The sequence below is a fragment of the Aeromicrobium sp. 50.2.37 genome (assembly GCF_024655735.1).
GTDB lineage: Bacteria > Actinomycetota > Actinomycetes > Propionibacteriales > Nocardioidaceae > Aeromicrobium.
Genome location: NZ_JANLGG010000006.1, coordinates 15861 through 37733, shown reverse-complemented (window position 1 = coordinate 37733; position 21873 = coordinate 15861). Strand labels below are relative to the sequence as shown.

Below are 21873 nucleotides of genomic sequence, written 5' to 3'. Positions count from 1 at the left end.
TCGCACGAACGCTTGACCGCGGACCATCGCATCCCTACTCTGAAGAAATCTTCAGTTTCGGAGGAATCGTCAATGGCCGAGCACGACCACAGCCACCGCGACCTGCACAGCGAGCAGGGTGCGCGCCGGGGCGAGCATCGTCATCGGTCGTTCGACCCCGTCATCAAGGTGCACGACATCGCGTGGCTGGAGTTCGAGAAGCCCGACCTCGCGGCGGCCGAGGTCTTCGCCCGGGCCTTCGGATTCTCGGTGACGCACCGCTCGGCCCACGAGCTGAACCTCCGTGGAGCACTGCCCGGCAGCCCCTGCGTCATCATCCGCAAGGGCGAGGGCTCGCGATTCGTCGGCCCCGCCTTCCGCGCCGCGGCCACGACGGACCTGCTGCGCCTCGCCGACGCCACCGGAACGAAGCCCCGCCGCCTGCCCGAGCACCTGGGCGGTCTCAGCGTCGACGTCCGTGAGCCGGCGGGTGCTCTGGTGCGCGTCGTGGCCGACACCATCGAGCACCCCGCTCTGGAGACCCAGCCCGTCCACACGTTCAACTTCGGCGGCACGACGGACCGCGCGAACCGGACCCAACGTCCACCGCGGGCCCCGGCCGTCGTGGAGCGACTCGGGCACGTCGTGCTCCAGACCACCAAGTACCTGGCGTCGCTTGACTGGTACCTCGACCACCTGGGCCTGATCGTCTCGGACTTCCTGTACTTCCCGGGCCAGCGCCACCGCGGTCCGACGATGAGCTTCATCCGGTGCGACCGCGGCGACACCCCGGCCGACCATCACACGCTGGCGATGACGCTCGGGCCTCGCAACCGCTACGTGCACTCGGCGTACCAGGTCGCCGACCTCGACGCCCTCGCCGCCGGCGGGGAGCACCTCAAGGACCTCGGCTACCACCACTCCTGGGGCATCGGCCGGCACATCCAAGGCAGCCAGATCTTCGACTACTGGCGCGACCCGGACGGCTTCCTCGTCGAGCACTTCAGCGACGGCGACATGTTCGACGCCTCCCTCGAGCCCGGGTGGGCCGAGATGACCGCGAGCGGACTCGCCCAGTGGGGACCGCCCGCCACCGCCGACTTCCTCGGCATCGCGCCCGGCCGGGAGTCGTTGCTCGAGGCGCTCTCGATGACGACCGCCCTGCGCGAGGACAACGAGTTCGACCTGACCCGCCTGCTCGGCCTGATGAAAGTTGCCCGCTCATGACCCTTCCCGTCCTGCGCACCGCCGACGCCTGGTGGCTGCAGCGTCCCGACGGCGCCGTCCGCATCGCGACCGACGCCACCACGACCGCCGAGCTGCTCGCCGACCGCGACGCCGTGCTCGCCGCCCGGCAGGTCGGCGATCCCGTGCCGGTCACCGACCTCGCCCTCGTCTCGCCCGTCACGGCCCCGTGCCGCGTCGTGGCGCAGATGGCGAACTACGCGAGCCACGCCAAGGACGCCGGCATGGACCCGGACGCGGTCCCGCTGGCGTTCTTCCGCAAGGCCTCCGGGTCGATCAGCGGGCCCACCGACGACATCGTGCGCCCCGCCCACGTCACCCTGCTCGACTACGAGGTCGAGATCGGTCTGGTCCTCGGGCGCGAGGTCCCGGTCGGCACCGAGGTGACGGAGTCCGACCTCCCGGGCATGGTCGCGGCGCTCGTCGTCACCAACGACGTCTCGGCGCGTGACCAGCAGCTGCCGAAGACCCAGTTCTACGAGTCCAAGTCCTACCCCACGTTCACCCCGGTGGGGCCCGTCCTCCTGGTCCTCGAGGACGGCGAGCTGGCCCGGTTCACCGAGCTGCGCCTGCGCCTCTGGGTCAACGGAGAGCTGCGCCAGGACCAGCCGGCCTCCGACATGATCTACGGACCGCTCGCGGCGTTCCGGGCGCTCGCCCGGTTCCAGCAGCTCGCCCCCGGCGACCTCCTCCTCACCGGCACCCCGGTGGGCACGGCGCTGAGCGCGCCGCCCAAGCCGATCGAGATCATCGGCTCGCTCCTGCCGCCGGCGACCAAGTGGCGCATCTTCTTCACCAAGCAGGCCAAGAACCCGCGCTACCTCCAGGACGGCGACCTCGTCGAGGTCGCGATCGCGACCGACGACGGCGCGCTCGACCTCGGGTCGCAGCGCACCCGGGTGCGCTGGACGCCGTGACCGCCACGGCCATGTCGCACCCCGTCGTCATCGTCGGGGCGGGGCCCACGGGCGCGTGCGCCGCGCTCGAGCTCGCTCGGCACGGCACCCCGAGCGTCGTGATCGACCGCTGGGAAGGGGTGTACCCGCAGCCGCGAGCGGTCCACCTCGACGACGAGGTGCTGCGGGTCCTCGACCGGCTCGGCGTCGCCGAGCGCTTCGCCGCTATCTCGCGCCCGAGCGGGGGGCTGCGCCTCGTCGACGCCGCACTGCGGGTCCTGGGCGAGTTCCCCCGCGAGGGGGTCTCGCCGACCACCGGCTTCACCCGCGCGAGCATGTTCGACCAGCCCGACCTCGAAGCTCTGCTGCGCGACCGGTTGGCCGAGACGCCCGAGGTCACGCTCCTGGGAGGTCACGAGGTGACCGCCGTCGAGCAGCCCTCCCCCGGCCGGGTCCACGTGCGTGCGCGTGCGACCGCCGGTGGGGACGAGCGGGTCCTCGACGCCGAGGTCCTGCTGGGCTGCGACGGCGCCAACAGCCTCGTGCGCCGGTCGATCGGGTCGACCATGACCGACCTCGGGTTCGAGCAGCGATGGCTCGTCGTCGACATCCGGACCAGCGAGGACCTGGGGCAGTGGGAGGGCGTGCACCAGGTGTGCGACAGCACCCGGGCGGCCACGTACATGCGGATCGGCAAGGAGCGCTACCGCTGGGAGTTCCAGCTGCTCGAGGACGAGACCGCGGCGGACTTCGCCACGATCGCGTCGATCGCCCCGCTCGTCGCACCCTGGACCGCCGGAACCGACTTGGCGGCCCTCGAGGTCGTCCGCTGCGCCGAGTACACGTTCCGCGCCGCCGTCGCGGACCGGTGGCGGTCGGGGCGCGTCTTCCTGCTCGGCGACGCCGCCCACCTGACCCCGCCGTTCATCGGCCAGGGCATGGGGGCGGGCATCCGCGACGCCGCCAACCTCGGCTGGAAGGTCGCCGGGTTCCTCGACGGCTCCCTGCCGGCCGACGTGCTCGACACCTACGAGCCCGAGCGGTCCCGTCACGCCCGGTCGATGATCGACACGGCACGCCTCCTGGGCACGATCATGACGCGCGGCGGTCGCGCGGGCGACGCAGTCCGCGCCGGCGCGGTGCCGGTGCTGAACCGCACCCCGATCGTGCGTCGACGCTTCATCGACAGCGCCACACCACCCCTGGCCGGGTCATCGTGCGTCTCGGCGCGCCGCGGGGACCGCCTGGCCGGACGGCTCTGCCCCAACGTCGTGCACGGCCGTCGCGTCGTCGACGACCTGATCGGTCCCGGCTGGGCGTTCGTGACCTCCGCGGCGCCCTCCCCGACCGACCGGCGCGAGCTCGAGGCCCGAGGCTGCGTGGTCGTAGGGACGGCCGATCGTCCCGAGCTCTCCTCGTGGCTGCGCGGTGGACGTGCGACGGCGGCGCTGGTGCGCCCCGACCGCACCACCATGGCGTCCGGCCACGACGTGTCGGCGCTCGTCGCCCTGGTTGCATCGCCTGGACATGCATGGCGCACGTGATAATCTTACGATCATACTTTTAATCTCGTGTCCCGAGGGGTTCGCATCATGAAGTCGTTCGTCGTCGAGAAGTACGCGAAGCAGGGGGCCGTTCGCCAGGTCGACCGGCCCGAGCCCGACGTGGCCCCCGACGCCGTGCTGGTCCAGGTGCAGGCCGCCGGCGTGAACCCGCTCGACTCCAAGATCGCCGCGGGCGAGTTCAAGCTGATCCTGCCGTACAAGCCGCCCTTCGTCCTCGGGCACGACGTCGCCGGGACCGTGACCAGGGTCGGCTCGGCCGTCACGAGCTTCTCCCCCGGCGACGCCGTGTACGCCCGGCCCCGCGACTTCGCCATCGGGACGTTCGCCGAACGGGTCGCGGTGAAGGCCGAGGACCTCGCGCTCGCCCCCAGCTCGATCTCGGTCGAGGAGGCTGCCTCCCTGCCGCTCGTCGCACTCACGGCGTGGCAGGCCCTCGTGGAGCGCGGGAAGGTCACGGCGGGCCACAAGGTCCTGGTCCACGCCGGCTCCGGCGGCTTCGGCACCATCGCCATCCAGCTCGCCAAGCACCTGGGCGCCACGGTCGCCGCCACGACCAGCACGGCCAACGTCGAGCTGGTGCGGAGCCTCGGCGCCGACGTCGTGGTCGACTACCGCACCGAGGACTTCACCGAGGTGCTGAGCGACTACGACCTCGTGATCGACCCCCTCGGCGCGGACAGCGTGCTGAGATCCCTCACCGTGCTGCGGCCCGGCGGCCTGGTGGTCGGGCTGGGCGGTCCGCCCGACCCGGAGTTCACCGCGAACATCGGGGCCAACCCGGTCGTCCGCGTCGCCACCCGGGCGCTCAGCCGCAAGGTCCGGGCCACCGCGCGGCGGCTCGGCGTCCGTTACTCCTTCCTCCTCATGCGGGCCAACGGCGCACAGCTCGCCGAGATCGCCCGGCTCGTCGACGACGGCGCCATCCGACCTGTCGTCGACCGCACCTTCGGTTTCGACCAGACCCTCGAGGCACTCGCGTACGTCGACACCGGCCGCGCCAAGGGCAAGGTCGTCGTCTCGATGTCCTGAACCAGCGCACTCCCACCTTCGGAGACCAGAGTCCCCCCCCCAGCTCGACGACCACGAGCGGATGCTCGCCCGCCTGCACGACACCACCGACGCGCCTGACCGGCGCCGACGGTGGTCACGGAAGCGCCCGAGCGGATATGAGCCAGGTGTCAGGAATCGATGCCGAGCATCGCGACCACGTTCGCGAGGCCCTGCGCGACCAGCTCGCGGGACAGGTCGTCGTCGGTCAGGGCACGGGCCAGCTGGATCGTGCCCACCATGGCCGCGTAGGCACTCAGAGCACGCACGCGACCCTCCGACGTGACCGGACTTCCGCCGGCCACGCGCGCCGCGAGATCGTCGATCATCGCCACGACGCCCGCGGAGAGCGCCTCGCGCGCCTCGTTGGAGCCGCGCGCGATCTCATCGAGGAGCGCCGCCGACGGGCAGCCGAGAGCAGGGTTGTCCCGATGCTCGACGGACAGGTAGTCGGTGACCAGCTGGAGCACTCCCGCCTTCCCGGGCGGTAGCGTGTCGAGACGGTCGTGCTGCGCGCGCAGCTGGGACGCCACCACCTCGGCCACGAGCTGGTCCTTGGAGTCGAAGTGGGCGTAGAAGGCCCCGTTGGTGAGGCCCGCGTCCTTCATGAGGGTCGCAACCCCGGACCCGTCCACGCCGTCCCGCTTGAGCCGCCGTCCGGCCGTCTCCAGGATGCGCGCCCTGGTGGCCTCCTTGTGCTGCTTGTCGTACCTCGCCATCGTCGCTCGACGCCCTCTCCGTCCTGGTCCCCCGATGCTCGAAGCCTATGCCATGACGATCGTCAGACAAATTCAGCGACCGAGGAAGTCGACCGCGACCGGGGCGAACTCCTCGTGGTGCTGGAAGATGCCGCCGTGCCCGGAGCCCGGGTAGATCACCAGCTGGGAGCCGGCGATGCGGCGGTGCAGGTCGTGCGACAGGTCCGTCGGCACCATGCGGTCGTGGTCGCCGTTCGCGATGAGCGTCGGCTGCGTGATCGCGCCGAGGTCGTCGGGGGCGCCGTGCCCCCACCGCTTGATCGCCTTCAGCTGCGCCTGGAAGGCGCCGAGCCCGATCTCCGCGTCGCGGTCGACCGTCCGCTCCTTCAGCCGCTCGACGAACGCCTTGCCCGCCCGCTTGCCCGCGGCGTCGCGCTCGAAGAAGAGGAACTCCTTCGGGTCGGAGCGGGTGAGCGTCGCCCGGAGGATGTCGTAGTACGTCGTGCCGGCGACCTTGTCGATGTCCTTGCCGCCCTTCGGGCCAGTGCCCGTGAGCACGAGCCTGCGCACGAGCTCGGGGTGCTTCACGACGAGGGCCTGGGCGACCATGCCGCCGAGGGAGAAGGAGAACACGTCGACGGTGTCGAACCCGAGCGCGCGGATGAAGGCGTAGGCGTCGCCGGCCATCTCCTCGATCGTCCCCGGGACCGAGCCGGTCGAGGCGCCGACCCCAGGCTGGTCGAAGGTGATGACGTGCCGGTTCGCGGCGATCGGGTCGACGATCCGCGGGTCCCAGTTGTCGAGGGTCGCCGCGAGGTGCACGAAGAAGACCACGGGCACACCACCCTTCGGCCCGAGCTCGCGGTAGGCGTAGGTGACGCCGTTCGACTCGACGGTCCTCGCCGGTGCGGTGCGGTAGGTGCTGGACATGCTGTGCTCCGTGTTCTGCCGCGGGGCGACCGCGAACGAGACGCTTCTTTTGAATTATGATCATCCTTCAATAAGGGGATGGCGATGTCAAGCCCTCTACGGCACCGCGCTCGACGGACGGTGCGGCGAGCGGCGGGCGGCCGAGGGGGATCCCGGCACGCCCCTCGGTGAGACGCTCGAGGGGCGTGAGTCGATGACGGCTCGTCTGCCGTCAGGGAGTCGGGATCGGGGCGACCAAGCGGTCCCGCACCTGCTTCCACGGCTTGTCCCAGCTGACCTCGTGGGCGACGAGCGTCGCACCACAGCTCGTGCACCGATCCGCCGATGCGGTCTCCTGCCCGCAGGGCTCGTGGATCACGGCCATGCGTCCGCCCTCGCCGGCCGGCCGGTGCTTCTCGGCCCACCCGGCCAGGGCGTGCAGGACCGGCAGGAGGTCGGCACCGGAGGCGGTGGGCTCGTAGACGTGCTGCACCCGTCCGTCGCCGTCGAAGGGCACCCTCGCGAGCAGGCCCGCCTCCACCATGGCCTGCAGCCGACGGCTCAGCACGCTGTCGGCGACGCCGAGTCCGTCGCGGAGCTCGTCGAAGCGTCGGCGGCCGTGCAAGGCGTCGCGCATGATCAGGACGACCCAGGGATCACCCAGCACGTCGAGCGCGCGACCGACAGGACACGGCGAGCTCGACCAGTCGGATCGAAGGGGCATGACCCTCTCCCTTGCTCGAGGAAAGCGATATCGGTACGGTCACTCCAGGATAGTGACTTCTTCGGAGAAAGCGAGGTCGCCGATGACCCGAAGACTGCACCCGGCCTGGGTCGTCGCGAGCGTGGCATTCCTCGCCCTCGTCGGCGCCGCGGGGTTCCGGGCCGCTCCCGGGGCCCTCATGCTGCCGCTGAACGAGGAGTACGGCTGGACGACGTCGACCATGTCACTGGCCGTCGGTCTCAACCTGCTGCTCTACGGCCTGACCGCACCCTTCGCCGCTGCCCTCATGGACACGTTCGGCATCCGCCGTGTCGCGACGACGGCTCTCGTCCTCGTCGCCCTCGGCAGCGGCCTGACCGTGTTCGCCACGGCGTCGTGGCAGCTGCTGCTGACCTGGGGCCTGCTCATCGGCGTCGGCACCGGCTCGATGGCCCTGGCGTTCGCCGCCACGATCGCGAACCGCTGGTTCGTCGAGCGCCGCGGACTCGTCATGGGCATCCTGACCGCCGGCGGTGCCACCGGGCAGCTCGTGTTCCTGCCCGTCGTCGCAGGCCTGGCCACGACGACCGGCTGGCGTGTCGCGTCGCTCGTGATCGCCGCGGCCGCGCTGGCCGTCGTGCCGCTCCTCGTGGCCTTCGTGCGCGACCACCCGAGCGACCTCGGAGTCGCACCGTACGGAGCGCCCGAGGGCCACGTGGCCCCGACGGTCGAGGCGGGCGGCGCGGCGACGCGTGCGGTCCGCGCCTTGAGAGATGCATCGCGGGTCCGGTCCTTCTGGGCGCTCGCCGCGGCGTTCGCGATCTGCGGGGCCACCACCAACGGCCTGGTGGGGATCCACTTCATCCCCTCGGCCCACGACCACGGCATGGCCGAGACCACGGCGGCGGGCCTGCTGGCCGTGGTCGGCATCTTCGACATCGCGGGAACCATCGGCTCGGGATGGCTGACGGACCGGTTCGACCCGCGCTACCTCCTGATCGGCTACTACACCTTCCGCGGCATCGGCCTGATGGCCCTGCCGGCACTGCTCGCCGACAGCCTCCACCCGAGCATCGTGCTGTTCGTCGTCGTCTACGGACTCGACTGGGTCGCCACGGTCCCACCCACCGTGGCGCTGTGCCGGGAGATCTTCGGCGAGCGCGGCACCATCGTCTTCGGGTGGGTCTTCGCCGCCCACCAGGTGGGGGCCGCGTTCGCCGCGTTCGGCGCCGGGCTCGTGCGCGACCACACGGGGAGCTACACCTACGCATGGCTCGCCGGCGCTGCTCTGTGCGGCGTGGCAGCGATCCTGTCGTGGAGCATCGGGCGCGGTCCGCGGGCCGCGAGGGAAGTCGACCATCGCGAACCCGTCGGCTGAACCCCGTCGGCTCGGGTCGCACGGCACCCGTCCCACGTCGACGGTGCGGACGTAGAGCATCAGTCCCAGTCGGACCATCGGGGCGAACACCGGCCCGGGCTCCACCAGTGCGCCCCGCGCCCCGCTGCCGAGAACAGGAAGGCGCCACATGCCGTCGCAATGAGCAGGGCCCGTCAGCTGCGAGGGACGTGAGCACGTACGAGCGACGCATCGCCCGTCTGCTCGGGAAATGGGCTCATCCCAATCGGGGGTGTAGGAGTTGGGGTCTGAAGCCGCCGGTCTCGAGCAGGCTTCAGGCGATGTAGTAGGTCAGGTTGCGGAACCCGAGTGCGGAGCCGCGGAGGTGTTCGAGCCGTCCGTTGAGTGCCTCGGTCGGCCCGTTGCTCGTGCCGGGTCGTTCGAAGTAGGCGAGCACGTCGGCGGCTCGCTTCTTCAGGGTCCGGCCCAGGGTGGTGAGCTCGGTGAGCACCTTCGGGACGCCGGCGCTGAGGTCGGTGATCAGCTTCTCCATGAGCTCGCGGCCACGTTGCCGGTCCTCGTGGCGATAGGCGGCGATCATGCGCTGGTAGACACCCCAGGTCGCCTCGACCTCGACGTGAGCGTCATCAACGAACAGCGCGCGTAGCCTGTCGCTCTGCTTGTCGGTGAGCAGGTCCGCGCCGGTGTGCAGCGTGCGCCGCGACTTGTAGAGCGGATCGTCCCTGAACCCACGGTGCCCGTGGATCGTGAGTTGGACCCGGCGCCGGCACCTGTCGAGGGCGTCACCGGCCAGGCGCACGACGTGAAAGGGATCCATCACCGTGACCGCGTCCGGGATCTCCTCCGCAGCAGCGGTCTTGAACCCGGTGAAGCCGTCCATCGCGACCACCTCGACCCCGTCACGGAAGGCGGCGTCGCGGTCGGCGAGCCAGGTCTTGAATGCCGCCTTCGACCGGCCCTCGACCACGTCCAGCAGCCTTGCTGGGCCGGCGCCATCGCGGACCGGGGTGAGGTCGATGATCACGGTGACGTACTTGCCGCCACGCCGGGTGTGGCGCCAGACCTGCTCATCGACGCCAATGACCTTCACGCCCTCGAACCGCGTGGGGTCGTTGATCAGCAGCCGCTTGCCTTCGGCCAGGACCGCGTTGTTGGCAGTGTCCCACGCGACCCCGAGTCCCTCGGCGACACGAGCGACGGTGAGGTGTGCGACCACGATCCCTTCCAGCGCCCACCGCAGCCCGGTGCGCGAGAGCTTCGCGCGTGGCTCTGCCGCGGCGCTGGTGTCTTGGCGCCACACGTGTCCGCAGTCGGCACAGCGGTAGCGGCGCACTACAACTTCCAGCACGGTCGGTCGCCAGCCCAGCGGCTCGTGGGCCAACCGCCGGATCACGGTGTCACGAGCAGCGCCTTCGCTGCCGCACCGTCGGCACCACTGATCTGGTTCCACCACGCGGCACGCGAGGACCGCACGATCCGGTTCAAGTCGTTGCCCGATCACGCTCAGACCGAGGCCGTCGAGTCGAGCGAAGGCGGTCAGGTCAGGGCGGCCGAAGCCGGCCGGCGGGGTAGCGTCGGACACGTCGAGGTCTTTCGGATGGATGTAGGAACCTCCATCGTCGGGAGACCTCGACGTCTATCTGCGGACCGACTCGGCGGGGCGCGATCGTCTCGTGCGTTGGCGGACTACGGGAGCTTGGACGCGAGGACGTCGGCCGCCAGGATCTCGGGTGCTGCGCCGAGGAGGTGCTGGTTGGCCATCAGGGCTGCGACGATGGCCCCGTTGGCGTGGGCGTCGCGAGCGGCCTCGTCGGGGAATGCATCGAAGATCCAGAAGGTGTCGGCGTGGGTCCTAGCCGCGAACCAGACAATCGTTCCTACTTCTTCGTTGGCGAGTGCGACAGCGCCGGCGAGCAGATTGGCGAGCGCGTCGTGCTGTCCATCGGCCGCGACGATCTTGGCGACGAAGGCATACGGAAGTGAGGCGGGTGTGGACATGAGGGGATCTCCTTGAAGTCGGGGTCCTTCGTGGGGCGAGTTCAGCGTATGACGAGCGAGGACCGATGGGGAGTGGCGTATACGGCAGTATTGCTATTGTTCGCGCCATGCGTATCGGACTGATCGCGATCGACGGCTGCTTCGGTTCGGCGGTCGCGTCGGTCATCGACATCGTGCGGGTGGCCGACGGAGCCCGCGGCGATGTCGACCCGCGGATCGGACCGATCGAACTCGCCATCCTCGGACCGAAACGGCGAGTGGCCACGACGGCATCGATGACCCTGTCGGTGGACCATCCGCTGTCGGAGTCCGGAGAATTCGACGTGGTCGTCGTCCCTGCGCTTGGAACCCTCACGGCCGCCGCGACCCACGACGCCCTCCAGAGCCGAGATGCTCGTTCGGTCATCGCCTCACTCGGGCGCCTCGACGACGCGACCACCCGGATCGCCGCGGCGTGCACCGGCGTGTTCGCCGTCGCCGAGACCGGACGGATGCATCATCGGCGGGCGACGACCAGTTGGTTCCTGGGGCCGGAGTTCCTGAAGCGCTACCCGACCGTCGCCCTCGATCTCGACACCATGGTCGTGGTCGACGGGAACCTCGTCACCGCCGGCGCCGCCTTCGCCCACATCGACCTCGCGCTCTCACTCGTGCGATCGATCAGCCCCGACCTGGCCCAACATGTCGCCAAGCTCCTCATCATCGACGAGCGCCCGTCGCAGGCGGCCTTCGTCGCCTACGAGCATCTCCGGCACGAGGACCCGATCGTCGTCGAGTTCGAACGCTTCGTGCGCGCCCGCCTGGACGAACCGTTCAACGTCGCCTTCGTCGCGCAGTCGCTCGGCACCAGCCGGCGCACCCTCGAACGACGAGTCCGTGCGGCGCTCAACCTCACTCCGCTCGGCTTCGTCCAACGGCTTCGCATCGATCGAGCTCGGCACCTCTCAGCAACCACGGACCTCACCTCCGCCGAGATCGCGCTACGGGTCGGCTACGCGAACGCCGAAACTCTGCGCTCCCTCCTTCGCAGGGAGCGACGCCGTTCCTGACCTAACGCCATGCCTGTAGCCGGTGTCCTAGCGCTCGGTTGGAACCACCTCTCAGCACGTCGCGTCGACGCTCCTGCGTCGCCCCTGGACGATCCACCCGACACGCCCGCAGCACAGGCCATGTGACGTGCCCCGGCTTCCCGGACGGTCGGGGTTGGGTGGCTGTGATGTCGCTGCGTTCCCGTCGAGAGGGTCAGCAGACCCAATCAGGGTCGATTGGGATAAGCCTAAGGCGGCGGTCAGCTCAGGGCGGCCGAAGCCGGCCGGCGGGGTAGCGTCGGACACGTCGAGGTCTTTCGGATGGATGGCGTAGGAACCTCCATCGTCGGGAGACCTCGACATCTATCTGCGGACCGACGCGCCCGGCCGACCTACACCGTCATCTGAGAAGACCCCTGAAACGTCTTCGACGACGACGGGACCGGCGAGGAGGAGGGCGCGGTGAGCTAAAGGAATGGAGCTTGCTTGACTTCGACGCCGCCGCAAGCTCCGGTGAAACGGTCGGTACTGGTCGGTCGTCGTCGGTCACCACCGGATGGCGGCGACCCCCACGCTCGGCGCTTGCGCAGGTCAGCGGCTCGTTCGCCCAGTGGGCGCATCAAGCGATAGACGCAAAGGCGACGTGATGAGGTCGTCGGTTCGATTCCGACAGGCGGCTCCGGCGAACAGCCCCTGACCTGCGGAAACGCAGGGCAGGGGCGGTTCGGTTCTAGTGGTCGCGCGATGCGCTGGCCTCACGGCTCTGCCCGACACCGACGTCGCACTCCTCTGCGACGGACCCCTCGCCGGCTGAGCGCTCGCGGCCGGCATTCTGTCCGTGTGCCGACAGGCCTCGCACCGCTCGGCAACGCAGCGTGGCGTTGCGTCGCGACCTGGCGACGGCTCGGCGGGGCGCGATCGTCTCGTGCGTTGGCGGACTACGGGAGCTTGGACGCGAGGACGTCGGCCGCCAGGATCTCGGGTGCTGCGCCGAGGAGGTGCTGGTTGGTCGTCAGGGCTGCGACGATGGCGCCGTTGGCGTGGGCGTCGCGAGCGGCCTCGTCGGGGAATGCATCGAAGATCCAGAAGGTGTCGGCGTGGGTCCTGACCGCGAACCAGACAATCGTTCCTACTTCTTCGTTGGCGAGTTCGACAGCGCCGGCGAGTAGATCGGCGAGCGCGTCGTGCTGTCCATCGGCCGCGACGATCTTGGCGACGAAGGCATACGGAAGTGATGCGGGTGTGGACATGGGGGGTTCTCCTAGGTGTCGAGCTTCTTGGTGAAGCGAGTTCAGCGTATGACGAGCAAGGGCAGGTGGGAAGTGGCGCATACGACAGTATTGCTATTGTTCACGCCATGCGTATCGGACTGATCGCGATCGACGGCTGCTTCGGATCGGCTGTCGCGTCGATCATCGACATCGTGCGGGTGGCCGACGGAGCCCGCGGCGATGTCGACCCGCGGATCGACCCGATCGAACTCGCCATCCTCGGACCGAAACGGCGAGTGACCACGACAACATCGATGACCCTGTCGGTGGACCACCCGCTGTCGGAGTCCGGAGAGTTCGACGTGGTCGTCGTCCCTGCGCTTGGAACCCTCACGGCCGCTGCCACCAACGACGCCCTCCAGAGCCGAGATGCTCGTTCGGTCATCGCCTCGCTCGGGCGCCTCGACGAGGCGACCACCCGGATCGCCGCGGCGTGCACCGGCGTGTTCGCCGTCGCCGAGACCGGACGGATGCAACATCGGCGGGCGACGACCAGCTGGTTCCTGGGGCCGGAGTTCCTGAAGCGCTATCCGACCGTCGCCCTCGATCTCGACACCATGGTCGTGGTCGACGGGAACCTCGTCACCGCCGGCGCCGCATTCGCCCACATCGACCTCGCGCTCTCACTCGTGCGATCGATCAGCCCCGACCTGGCCCACCATGTCGCCAAGCTCCTCATCATCGACGAGCGTCCGTCGCAGGCGGCCTTCGTCGCCTACGAACATCTCCGGCACGAGGACCCGATCGTCGTCGAGTTCGAACGCTTCGTGCGCGCCCGCCTGGACGAACCGTTCAACGTCGCCTCCGTCGCGCACTCGCTCGGCACCAGCCGGCGCACCCTCGAACGACGAGTCCGTGCGGCGCTCAACCTCACTCCGCTCGGCTTCGTCCAACGGCTTCGCATCGAACGAGCTCGGCACCTCTCAGCAACCACGGACCTCACCTCCGCCGAGATCGCGCTACGGGTCGGCTACGCGAACGCCGAGACTCTGCGTTCCCTCCTGCGTAGGGAGCGACGCCGTTCCTGACCTATCGCCATGCCTGTAGCCAGTGTCCTAGCTGTACTCAGCAGACACGTTGGTGACGGTCGGGTCTTGTGAAGGGTGAGGACCTCCGGGCTTGGTGGAGATGTCTGACATCTTCACGAACCAGGAGGTCCTCGTGGCCCACGCTGATGCCCGTTTGAACATCCATGGTCGTCGTCTGCTCGCCAAACGGGTGATCGATGACGGCCGGCCGGTCGCGCACGCAGCTTGCCGCTCGGCGAGCCCGCCCGTAGCGTCGCACAGCACCGGGCGGTCACGACCGGACACGCTCGCATGCTGCAGGAGGAGTCCGTGGACCACGACGACCCGGGGGGACTTCACGGCCTCGTGCTCGCCGCCGGCGCCGGCAGGCGCATGGGACGCCCGAAGGCCCTCGTCCGCGGGGACGACGGAGTGCCGTGGGTCGAGCGTGCTGTCGGGGTGCTGCGGGACGGCGGGTGTGACGAGGTCACCGTGGTCCTCGGTGCCGCGGCCGAGGAGGCGCGCGCCCTGGTGCCCGACGGCGCCGACGTCGTCGTCTCCCGCCGCTGGGACGAGGGCATGTCGGCCTCGTTGCGGGCAGGGCTCACGTCGATGGAGGACTCGACGGCGACGGCGGTCCTGATTCACCTGGTCGACCTGCCCGACGTCGGCCCTGACGTGGTCGGACGGCTCGTGGCGACGGGGGCGTCGGCGCGGGTCCTCGCGCGGGCGGGCTACGCGTCCCGTCCGGGCCATCCGGTGCTCGTCGGTCGGGACCACTGGGCCGGGATCCTCGCGTCCACGGACGGCGACGCGGGCGCCCGTGACTACCTGCGGTCCCACGGTGTCGTGGAGGTGGAGTGCGGCGACCTCGCCGGTGGCCTCGACGTCGACACGGCAGCAGGCCTCGACGCGTAGAACCGGTCCGATCGGTCCGATTCGTGAGATTCGGTCGCAGGTTGATCTGCGCGGTGCGGTGACCTGTGTCACGGTGATGCTTCCCCCGCCTTCGTTCAAAGCCCCCCCAGAGCCCCGACGAAAGTGTGAACCCGTGACCGTCCCGCACGAGCTGTCCCCGTCCGACCTGTCCGCCCCAGAACCCACTCCGCACGACCTCACCCCGCACGACCGCGCCGAGCCCGACACGGCGCCGAGGAACGGCACCACCCGCCGTCGCTTCCTCGGCTACGTCGTCGGAGGCGCCGGACTCGTGGTCGCCGCCGACCTCGGTCTCGGCGCCTCGCCGGCGGCCGCCCTGCCGTTGCCGTCGGTGCCGCAGATCCCTGAGATCTACGACCTCAACGACTTCCTCACGCACTGTGCGCTCCCGACGTCGAACCTCATCGCCATCGAGATCGACGAGAAGGGCGACGCCACCTTCGCGCTGCCGCGCATGGAGGTCGGCCAGGGCATCACCACCTCGACGGCCATGATCATCGCCGAGGAGCTGGACCTCCCGCTCGAGCGCGTCAACGTGACCCTCGCCCCCGCCCGACCCGAGCTGCTGTTCAACCAGCTCACCGGCGGCTCGAACACCACGATCTCGACCTACACGCCCATCCGGGTGGCCGCGGCGGTGGCCCGCAAGTCCCTGCTCGACGCCGCCGCGATCCTGCTCGGTGCCCAGGTCAGCAGCCTCACCACCAAGGGCGGCGCGATCTTCGACTCGCTCGGCTCGTCCGTCACGTACGGCCAGGCCGCGGCGAAGGCCGCCTCGCCGACCACGAAGGAGGTGGAGGTCGACCTCGACGACGCCCCCAAGCGGTCCGTCGTCGGCACGCCGCAACGCCGCATCGACGCCGTCGACGCCGTGACCGGGCGCAAGAAGTTCGCGATGGACCTCGACGTCCCCGACGCCCTGCCCGCCATGGTGTGCCGGGCACCCGACCTGAACGGCAAGCCCAAGAGCGTGCGCAACGCCGCGGAGGTGAAGGCCATGCCCGGCGTCACCCACGTGGGCGTGGTGCCGACGGGCGTGGCCGTGCGCGCCAAGACCTTCGGCCAGTGCATCGACGCCGTCCGCGCCCTCGACGTCGAGTGGAGCGAGGGCACGGTGCCGGGCAAGAAGGCCGACGACATCCTGGCCGAGCTCAAGGCCGCCGAGCTACCGCTCGCCGTGCCCGCCCTCGGGGCGACGACGGTCGAGGGCAGCTTCACGTTCCACTTCCGCAGCGGGTCCGCGCTCGAGCCGAACTGCGCGATCGCTGACGTCCGCAAGGACTCCGCAGAGATCTGGAGCGGCCTCAAGTCGCCCATCGACGCGCAGTCCAAGATCGCCAAGGTCCTCGGTCTGCCGCAGGGCAAGGTGAAGGTCAACGTCGTCACCGGCGGTGGCTCGTTCGGCCGCAAGCTGTTCAGCGACGGTGCCATCGAGGCCGCGGAGATCTCCAAGGCCTTCGGCGTGCCGGTCAAGCTCATGTGGCACCGCGCCGACGAGCCGCGACAGGGTCGGGTGCACCCGATGTCGACGTCGCGCGTCAGGGCGACGGTGCTGGGCGACAGCATCGCCACGTTCGAGCAGCGCCACACGTCGGTCACGTGCGACTTCACCCACGGCCTCGGTGAACGCCTCACCGCGGAGGTCGCGGCGCTGCCGACCGGCCTGGCGAACCTGGGGTTCTCGGAGACGATCTTCCTGCTCACGCAGGAGATCCCTTACAACTTCGGCGTCACCACGCAGCTGCTGAACGAGACCAACTACGACTTCACCCGGTTCAACACCAGCTCGGTGCGCAACATCTACTCGCCCGACGTGCGGGTGGCGAACGAGCTGATCGTCGACCAGCTGGCGAAGCGGCTGAAGAAGGACCCGGTCGCGTTCCGACGTCAGTACACCAAGAGCGGCGTCGTCAAACGGGTGCTCGACCGTGCCGCCGAGCTGGGGGAGTGGGGCAAGTCGATGCCGGCCGGCACGGCCCAGGGTGTCGCGATCCACAAGGAGTACAAGGGCGCGACCGCCGTGGTGGTCGAGCTCGACTGCCGGCCGGGGACGGTGAACCGGAAGGTGCGCGACGCGGTCACCGGACCCCGGGTCACCAAGGCGACGATCGTCGTCGACTGCGGCCTGGCCATCAACCCGCTCGGCATCGAGGCCCAGATGATGGGCGGCTTCAGCGACGGCATGTCGCAGGTCCTCACCTACGGCAACCACCTCGTCGACGGACACTTCCTGGAGGCCAGCTGGGACAACTCGGCCTACACCCGCCAGTGGAACACCCCGCTCGAGTTCGTCTGCGAGGTCATGGAGTCCGACAGCACGGAGCCCGGCGGCATCGGGGAGGCCGGCGTCGCAGCCTCGGCGGCCGCGGTGGCGTGCGCCTACGCGCGAGCCACCGGGGAGATGCCCACCGAGTTCCCGATCAACTTCCGCGACCCGCTCCACTTCGAGCCCAAGTCCTTCGTCCCACCCGTCCCCGCGTCGCCGACCAACGGCCTCGACTTCGTCTCCTGAGGAGCCCTTCATGCCCAGCTACAGCTTTCAGCTCAACGGCGAGAAGGTCACCGTCGAGGTCGAGAAGGGCGTGCGCCTGCTCTGGGTGCTGCGCGACGTCCTCGGCGTCACGGGGCCGAAGTACGGCTGCGGGATCAACGTCTGCAAGGCCTGCACCTCGCACCTCAACGGCAAGGCGTTCAACCCCTGCGCCGTGCCGGTCGACAAGCTCTCGGCCTCCGACGAGGTGACCACGATCGAGGGACTCGCCGACACGACGCCCGGTGACGACCTGCACCCGATGCAGCAGGCGTGGATCGAGCGCGACGTCGCGCAGTGCGGCTACTGCCAGCCCGGTCAGATCATGGCGGCCGTCGCGCTGGTCGAGAAGGTGAAGCGCGAGGGCCGCGCCGTCACCGACGACGACCTCGACGCGATCCGCAACGTCTGCCGCTGCGGCACGTACACGCGCATCCGTGAGGCCGTGCGCGCCGGCGAGAAGCTGATGCGGTAGCCGTGGCCGTCGCGGACGACGTCCTCGCGAGCGCGGCTCGCTGGGCGCACGAGTCACCCGTGGCCCTCGCCACGGTGGTGGGCACGTCGGGGTCGGCTCCTCGACTCCCCGGTGCGGCCATGGTGGTCTCGGTCGACGGGGAGGTCGCCGGGTCGGTCTCCAGCGGGTGCGTGGAGGCCGCCGTGTTCGACCTCGCCGAGAACACCCTGGCCACGGGTGCGCCCAGCCTGCGCACCTTCGGCTTCGCCGCCGACGAGGTGTTCGACGTCGGGCTCACGTGCGGCGGACGGATCGAGGTGTTCGTGCAGCGGCTCGACGTGGCCGCCGACCTGGAGACGCTCGCGAAGCGCGCCGCCGCCGGGACCGCCTCGGCCCTGGTGACCGTGCTGGAGCATCCGGACCCCGAGGCCGTGGGCACGCGGATCGTGGTGCTCCCCGACGTGGTCCCCGACGGCACCACGCTGGGTCCTGACCTCGAGCGGACGCTCGTGGACCGGGCGCGGGCGATGCTGTCGACGGGTGCCACTGGCCAGGTGCACTGCGGTGCGGACGGCTCGCTGCTCGAGACCGGTGTCCGAGCGTTCGTGCAGGTGTGGGCACCCGCCCCGCGTCTGCTGATCTTCGGAGCCGTCGACTTCGCCGGCGCCCTCGCCGGTGCCGGCCGCTTCCTCGGCTACGACGTCACGGTCTGCGACGCGCGGCCCGTGTTCACCACGGCCGAGCGCTTCCCGCAGGCACACCGGGTGGTCGTCGACTGGCCCCACCGCTACCTCGAGCAGGAGGCGGCGGCGGGTCGCGTCGATGCGCGGACGGCGGTCTGCGTGCTCACCCACGACGCGCGGTTCGACGTGCCCGTCCTGCAGCAGGCGCTGCGCCTGCCCCGCGTCGGGTACGTGGGCGCGATGGGCTCGCGACGCACGCACCACGAGCGGATGGAGCGGCTGCGCGAGGAAGGCGTCACGGAGACGGAGCTGGCGCGACTGCGCTCGCCCCTCGGACTCGACCTCGGTGCCCAGACGCCTGAGGAGACGGCGCTCAGCATCGCAGCGGAGCTGGTGGCCGTGCGTCGGGGCGGCAGCGGTCGCCGGCTCGGCCAGATGGACGGGCCGATCCACGCCGATGCCAGCGTTCCGAGCCCGTCCGGACCGGTATCGGTGGGTCGGCCCTGAGCGTGCGCACGACGCGCTGAACCCTCGATTCGTCCGTACTGTCGAGACATGGTGACCACGAGCGACACGAGGTCGGCGGCGACCCATGACGGCGAGCATTGGCTGGCGTTCACGGTGCTGGCGACGGCGATCCTCGAGGTGGTCGCGCCGGTGGTGACCATCAACGGACCGGGCAGCTCGCCCGGGGCCGGGTCGGGCCCGGAGCTGCTGATCACCCCGGTCGGCTGGGCGTTCTCCATCTGGGGCGTGATCTACACGCTGGCGATCGCCCAGGCCGTTGCCGTGCTCGTGCGCGGCGCCCACGCCGTGCCGCGACGTCTGCAGGTCGATCTCGCGGTGCTCTACCTCGGTGGTGCGGTGTGGATCGTGCTGGCCGGACTCGACAGCAGCCTGGCGACCGCAGGTGCTCTGCTCGTGATGTTCGTGGCCGCGCTCGACGCCGTGCTCACCACGGCGCGCACGACGTTCGAGCCGGGGTGGTTCTCCGTGCTCACACGCGCGGCCGTCGGTCTCTACGCCGGGTGGGTCACCGCTGCCTTCTTCCTCAACATCTCGACGGCGATGGTCGACGCAGGGCTCGTCGAGGCCGACGAGCTGCCGTGGCAGCTGGTCGTGCTGGCCGTCGCCGCCGCGGTGCTGCTCGCCGTGCTCGTGCGGACCGGCGGCATCGTGGCCTACGCCGTGGCCGGTGCGTGGGCGATGATCGGCATCGCCGTCACCGCGAGCCAGGACGGCACCACCTCGATCCTCGTCGCGGCCCTGGTCGTCGTGGCCGCTCTCATGGCCACCACCACGGTGTGGCGGCTGCGCGCCAAGCGCGCCACGTCGGTCTGAACAGTTGTCCGTTCGTCTCTCGGTCGAGCACTCGACGCGGGCGGACCGGGAATAGGTGGACCGGGTCGTGGCTTGAAGTAGATGAACGTTGAACTACATTGGCCTCGAACCGGAAGGCGGCCGCCATGACGACCCACTCCCACGACGCGATCACGTCGAGCACCTCCTCGAGCGCCGGGGCGACCCATGACGTCGTCTTCGGGCTCGACACCTTCGGCGACATCCCCCAGGGCGCGGACGGTGAGCTGCTCTCGCACGCCGACGCGATCCGTCAGGTGGTCGACGAGGCGGTGCTGGCCGACCAGGTGGGCGTCGACGTGATCGCCCTCGGTGAGCACCACCGGTCCGACTTCGCGATCTCCAGCCCGGAGACCGTGCTGGCCGGCATCGCCAGCCGGACGGAGCGCATCACGCTCGCCTCGGGCGTCACCGTGCTGTCGTCGGACGACCCGGTTCGGGTGTTCCAGCGGTTCGCCACCCTCGACGCGCTCTCGAACGGCCGCGCCCAGGTGATCCTGGGTCGTGGGTCGTTCACCGAGTCGTTCCCGCTGTTCGGCTACGACCTCGCCGACTACGACACGCTCTTCGAGGAGAAGATCGAGCTCTTCGCCGAGCTGCTCAAGGAGGAGCCCGTCACCTGGAGCGGCAGCACGCGCGCCGCCCTCGCGGACGCCGACGTCTACCCCAAGACCGACTCCGGACGCCTCGACACCTGGGTCGGGGTCGGTGGGTCACCGCAGTCCGTGGTCCGCACCGCGAAGTACGGCCTGCCGCTCATGATCGCGATCATCGGCGGACCAGCCGACCGCTTCGCCCCCTACCTGGACCTGTACCGCCGGGCTGCCGAGAAGTTCGGGACCACGGCGCACCCGGTCGGGATGCACTCCCCGGGATTCGTGGCCGACACCGACGCAGCCGCCGCGAAGATCGCCTGGCCGCACTTCAAGGCCTCGCGCGACCGCATCGGCCGCGACCGCGGCTGGCCGCCGGTCGCCCCGCGCGACTACGAGCGCGAGATCGAGCACGGCTCCCTCTACCTGGGTTCGCCGGAGACGGTCGCGACCAAGATGGCCGCCGCGATCAAGGCGCTGGGGGTCGGTCGCTTCGACATGATCTACACGACCGGATCCACGCCGGCGGCCGACCGGCTGCGCTCGGTCGAGCTCTACGGCACCGAGGTCATCCCGCGCGTCCGTGAGCTGCTCGCCGCCGACACCGCGGTTCCCACGGGAGCGCAGGCGTGACCACCGTCGGGATCCTGGGCGCCGGCAAGGTCGGCACGGTCCTGGCGCGGCTCGCGGTCGCTGCCGGTCACGACGTCCTCGTCGCCGGGTCGGGTCCTGTCGAGGACATCGAGCTGACGGTCGACGTGCTCGCGCCCGGCGCCGTGGCCACGACCGCCGCAGACGCCGCGGCCAGGGCCGACGTCGTGGTCCTCGCCCTGCCGCTCGGCAAGTACCGGTCCATCCCGGTGGCCGCGCTCGACGGCAAGGTCGTGGTCGACGCCATGAACTACTGGTGGGAGGTCGACGGCGTGCGCGACGACCTGACCGACCCCCGCACCTCCACGAGCGAGATCGTGCAGGCGTTCCTTCCCGAGGCCGACGTCGTGAAGGCGTTCAACCACATGGGCTACCACGACCTTGAGGACGGTGCCCTGCCCCCAGGCGCCCCCGGACGTCGCGCCATCGCGGTCGCCGGGGACGCCGCCGACGCCGTCTCCCGCGTGGCCGCGCTGGTCGACGACCTGGGCTTCGACCCCGTCGTCATCGGCGGGCTGGCCGACGGCGTCCGGCTGGAACCGGGCACCGAGCCCTTCGGAGCGAACGTCGGAGCTCAAGAGCTGCGGACGATGGTCGCTCGCTTCGCGGAGTCCACCCGGGGTCGTGAGGTCGTGGCCGCCCGCACCTGACGAGTGGGTCGGTTCAGGCCGGCGCGTCGGGCAGCTCGGCGAACCGCTTCTTCACGTCGTTGTACCACCCGAGGGACTTGCGGGGCCTGCGCCAGCGACCCTTCATGTCGTCACGGGCGGGCTGGTGGGCGAGGTCGCCCGCCTTCTCGCGCTCCTTCAGGTGCGCATCCTGAGCGACGATCACCTCGTCGGCGGTCTCGCCGGAGTGCACGAGCTCGCACGGTCCGCCGAGGTCCTGGCACGTCATCCTCTTCATGGGTCCATCCTTTCGCGGCACCTCCCGGCGGGGAAGTGGCTCGTCGTGTCACACA

21 protein-coding genes are annotated in these 21873 nt (G+C 70.2%); 14 read left to right on the top strand and 7 right to left on the bottom strand.

Features of this window, described 5'->3' with window-relative positions; genetic code table 11:
• Positions 1 to 72 precede the first annotated feature (72 nt).
• The 4 genes from NUV38_RS04735 to NUV38_RS04720 are packed head-to-tail and all read left to right on the top strand — an operon-like array spanning position 73 to position 4714.
• Complete coding sequence (locus NUV38_RS04735) at positions 73 to 1206, top strand: VOC family protein (RefSeq protein WP_257728007.1); 1134 nt, start codon at positions 73 to 75, stop codon at positions 1204 to 1206.
• Positions 1203 to 2141, top strand: a complete 939-nt coding sequence (locus NUV38_RS04730) for a fumarylacetoacetate hydrolase family protein (RefSeq protein WP_257728006.1) — start codon at positions 1203 to 1205, stop codon at positions 2139 to 2141. Before NUV38_RS04735 ends, NUV38_RS04730 begins: the two co-directional genes overlap by 4 nt.
• On the top strand, positions 2138 to 3664 hold the full coding sequence (locus NUV38_RS04725) for a bifunctional 3-(3-hydroxy-phenyl)propionate/3-hydroxycinnamic acid hydroxylase (protein WP_257728005.1): 1527 nt from the start codon (positions 2138 to 2140) through the stop codon (positions 3662 to 3664). The genes NUV38_RS04730 and NUV38_RS04725 overlap by 4 nt, the downstream gene beginning before the upstream one ends.
• 48 nt (positions 3665 to 3712) lie before the next feature.
• Positions 3713 to 4714: an NADP-dependent oxidoreductase gene (locus NUV38_RS04720; RefSeq protein WP_257728004.1), complete on the top strand. Its 1002-nt coding sequence runs from the start codon at positions 3713 to 3715 to the stop codon at positions 4712 to 4714.
• A gap of 149 nt (positions 4715 to 4863) precedes the next feature.
• Here NUV38_RS04720 and NUV38_RS04715 read toward each other — a convergent pair whose 3' ends face one another.
• The 3 genes from NUV38_RS04715 to NUV38_RS04705 all read right to left on the bottom strand — a co-directional run bounded on the left by NUV38_RS04715 (position 4864) and on the right by NUV38_RS04705 (position 7063).
• Positions 4864 to 5451 carry a TetR/AcrR family transcriptional regulator gene (locus NUV38_RS04715; protein WP_257728003.1) on the bottom strand — a complete coding sequence of 196 codons (588 nt, stop codon included), beginning with the start codon at positions 5449 to 5451 and terminating at the stop codon, positions 4864 to 4866.
• Positions 5452 to 5523: 72 nt separating this feature from the next.
• The gene (locus NUV38_RS04710) at positions 5524 to 6360 is read right to left on the bottom strand and encodes an alpha/beta fold hydrolase (protein ID WP_257728002.1); all 837 of its coding nucleotides are present in this window, start codon (positions 6358 to 6360) and stop codon (positions 5524 to 5526) included.
• 211 nt (positions 6361 to 6571) lie between these two features.
• Entirely contained in the window at positions 6572 to 7063 is a 492-nt protein-coding gene (locus NUV38_RS04705; protein WP_257728001.1) for a helix-turn-helix domain-containing protein, read from the bottom strand.
• 82 nt (positions 7064 to 7145) lie between these two features.
• Between NUV38_RS04705 and NUV38_RS04700 the strand changes: the two genes are divergently transcribed.
• Entirely contained in the window at positions 7146 to 8420 is a 1275-nt protein-coding gene (locus NUV38_RS04700; protein WP_257728000.1) for an MFS transporter, read from the top strand.
• Between the two features lie 292 nt (positions 8421 to 8712).
• On the opposite strand, the gene NUV38_RS04695 is transcribed toward NUV38_RS04700, so the two are convergent.
• Both NUV38_RS04695 and NUV38_RS04690 read right to left on the bottom strand, forming a co-directional pair.
• Entirely contained in the window at positions 8713 to 9981 is a 1269-nt protein-coding gene (locus NUV38_RS04695; protein WP_257727999.1) for an ISL3 family transposase, read from the bottom strand.
• A gap of 104 nt (positions 9982 to 10085) precedes the next feature.
• Positions 10086 to 10397: a putative quinol monooxygenase gene (locus tag NUV38_RS04690; protein WP_257727998.1), complete on the bottom strand. Its 312-nt coding sequence runs from the start codon at positions 10395 to 10397 to the stop codon at positions 10086 to 10088.
• 107 nt (positions 10398 to 10504) lie between these two features.
• On the opposite strand from NUV38_RS04690, the gene NUV38_RS04685 reads away from it, so the two are divergent.
• The gene (locus tag NUV38_RS04685; protein ID WP_257727997.1) at positions 10505 to 11446 is read left to right on the top strand and encodes a GlxA family transcriptional regulator; all 942 of its coding nucleotides are present in this window, start codon (positions 10505 to 10507) and stop codon (positions 11444 to 11446) included.
• 917 nt (positions 11447 to 12363) lie between these two features.
• On the opposite strand, the gene NUV38_RS04680 is transcribed toward NUV38_RS04685, so the two are convergent.
• Positions 12364 to 12675 carry a putative quinol monooxygenase gene (locus NUV38_RS04680; RefSeq protein WP_257727996.1) on the bottom strand — a complete coding sequence of 104 codons (312 nt, stop codon included), beginning with the start codon at positions 12673 to 12675 and terminating at the stop codon, positions 12364 to 12366.
• A gap of 107 nt (positions 12676 to 12782) precedes the next feature.
• Here NUV38_RS04680 and NUV38_RS04675 point away from each other — a divergent pair, with 107 nt between their 5' ends.
• From NUV38_RS04675 to NUV38_RS04635, 8 genes are all read left to right on the top strand, one after another.
• A complete protein-coding gene (locus NUV38_RS04675; RefSeq protein ID WP_257728092.1) occupies positions 12783 to 13724 on the top strand; it encodes a GlxA family transcriptional regulator in 942 nt (313 codons plus the stop codon).
• 309 nt (positions 13725 to 14033) lie between these two features.
• Positions 14034 to 14621, top strand: coding sequence for an NTP transferase domain-containing protein (locus NUV38_RS04665; RefSeq protein WP_257727995.1), 588 nt, complete (start codon positions 14034 to 14036; stop codon positions 14619 to 14621).
• Between the two features lie 133 nt (positions 14622 to 14754).
• Positions 14755 to 17154: a molybdopterin cofactor-binding domain-containing protein gene (locus NUV38_RS04660; RefSeq protein WP_257727994.1), complete on the top strand. Its 2400-nt coding sequence runs from the start codon at positions 14755 to 14757 to the stop codon at positions 17152 to 17154.
• Between the two features lie 10 nt (positions 17155 to 17164).
• On the top strand, positions 17165 to 17647 hold the full coding sequence (locus NUV38_RS04655) for a (2Fe-2S)-binding protein (protein ID WP_257727993.1): 483 nt from the start codon (positions 17165 to 17167) through the stop codon (positions 17645 to 17647).
• A 2-nt stretch (positions 17648 to 17649) separates the two neighbouring features.
• Positions 17650 to 18816 (top strand): XdhC family protein, encoded by a 1167-nt coding sequence (locus tag NUV38_RS04650; protein WP_257727992.1) that lies wholly within the window; start codon positions 17650 to 17652, stop codon positions 18814 to 18816.
• A 48-nt stretch (positions 18817 to 18864) separates the two neighbouring features.
• Positions 18865 to 19650 (top strand): hypothetical protein, encoded by a 786-nt coding sequence (locus NUV38_RS04645; RefSeq protein WP_257727991.1) that lies wholly within the window; start codon positions 18865 to 18867, stop codon positions 19648 to 19650.
• A 125-nt stretch (positions 19651 to 19775) separates the two neighbouring features.
• Positions 19776 to 20894: an LLM class flavin-dependent oxidoreductase gene (locus tag NUV38_RS04640; RefSeq protein ID WP_257727990.1), complete on the top strand. Its 1119-nt coding sequence runs from the start codon at positions 19776 to 19778 to the stop codon at positions 20892 to 20894.
• On the top strand, positions 20891 to 21562 hold the full coding sequence (locus tag NUV38_RS04635; RefSeq protein WP_257727989.1) for an NADPH-dependent F420 reductase: 672 nt from the start codon (positions 20891 to 20893) through the stop codon (positions 21560 to 21562). Before NUV38_RS04640 ends, NUV38_RS04635 begins: the two co-directional genes overlap by 4 nt.
• A gap of 13 nt (positions 21563 to 21575) precedes the next feature.
• Here the strand turns inward: NUV38_RS04635 and NUV38_RS04630 are convergent, their stop codons facing one another.
• Positions 21576 to 21818: a hypothetical protein gene (locus NUV38_RS04630; RefSeq protein ID WP_257727988.1), complete on the bottom strand. Its 243-nt coding sequence runs from the start codon at positions 21816 to 21818 to the stop codon at positions 21576 to 21578.
• Between the last annotated feature and the right edge of the window lie 55 nt (positions 21819 to 21873).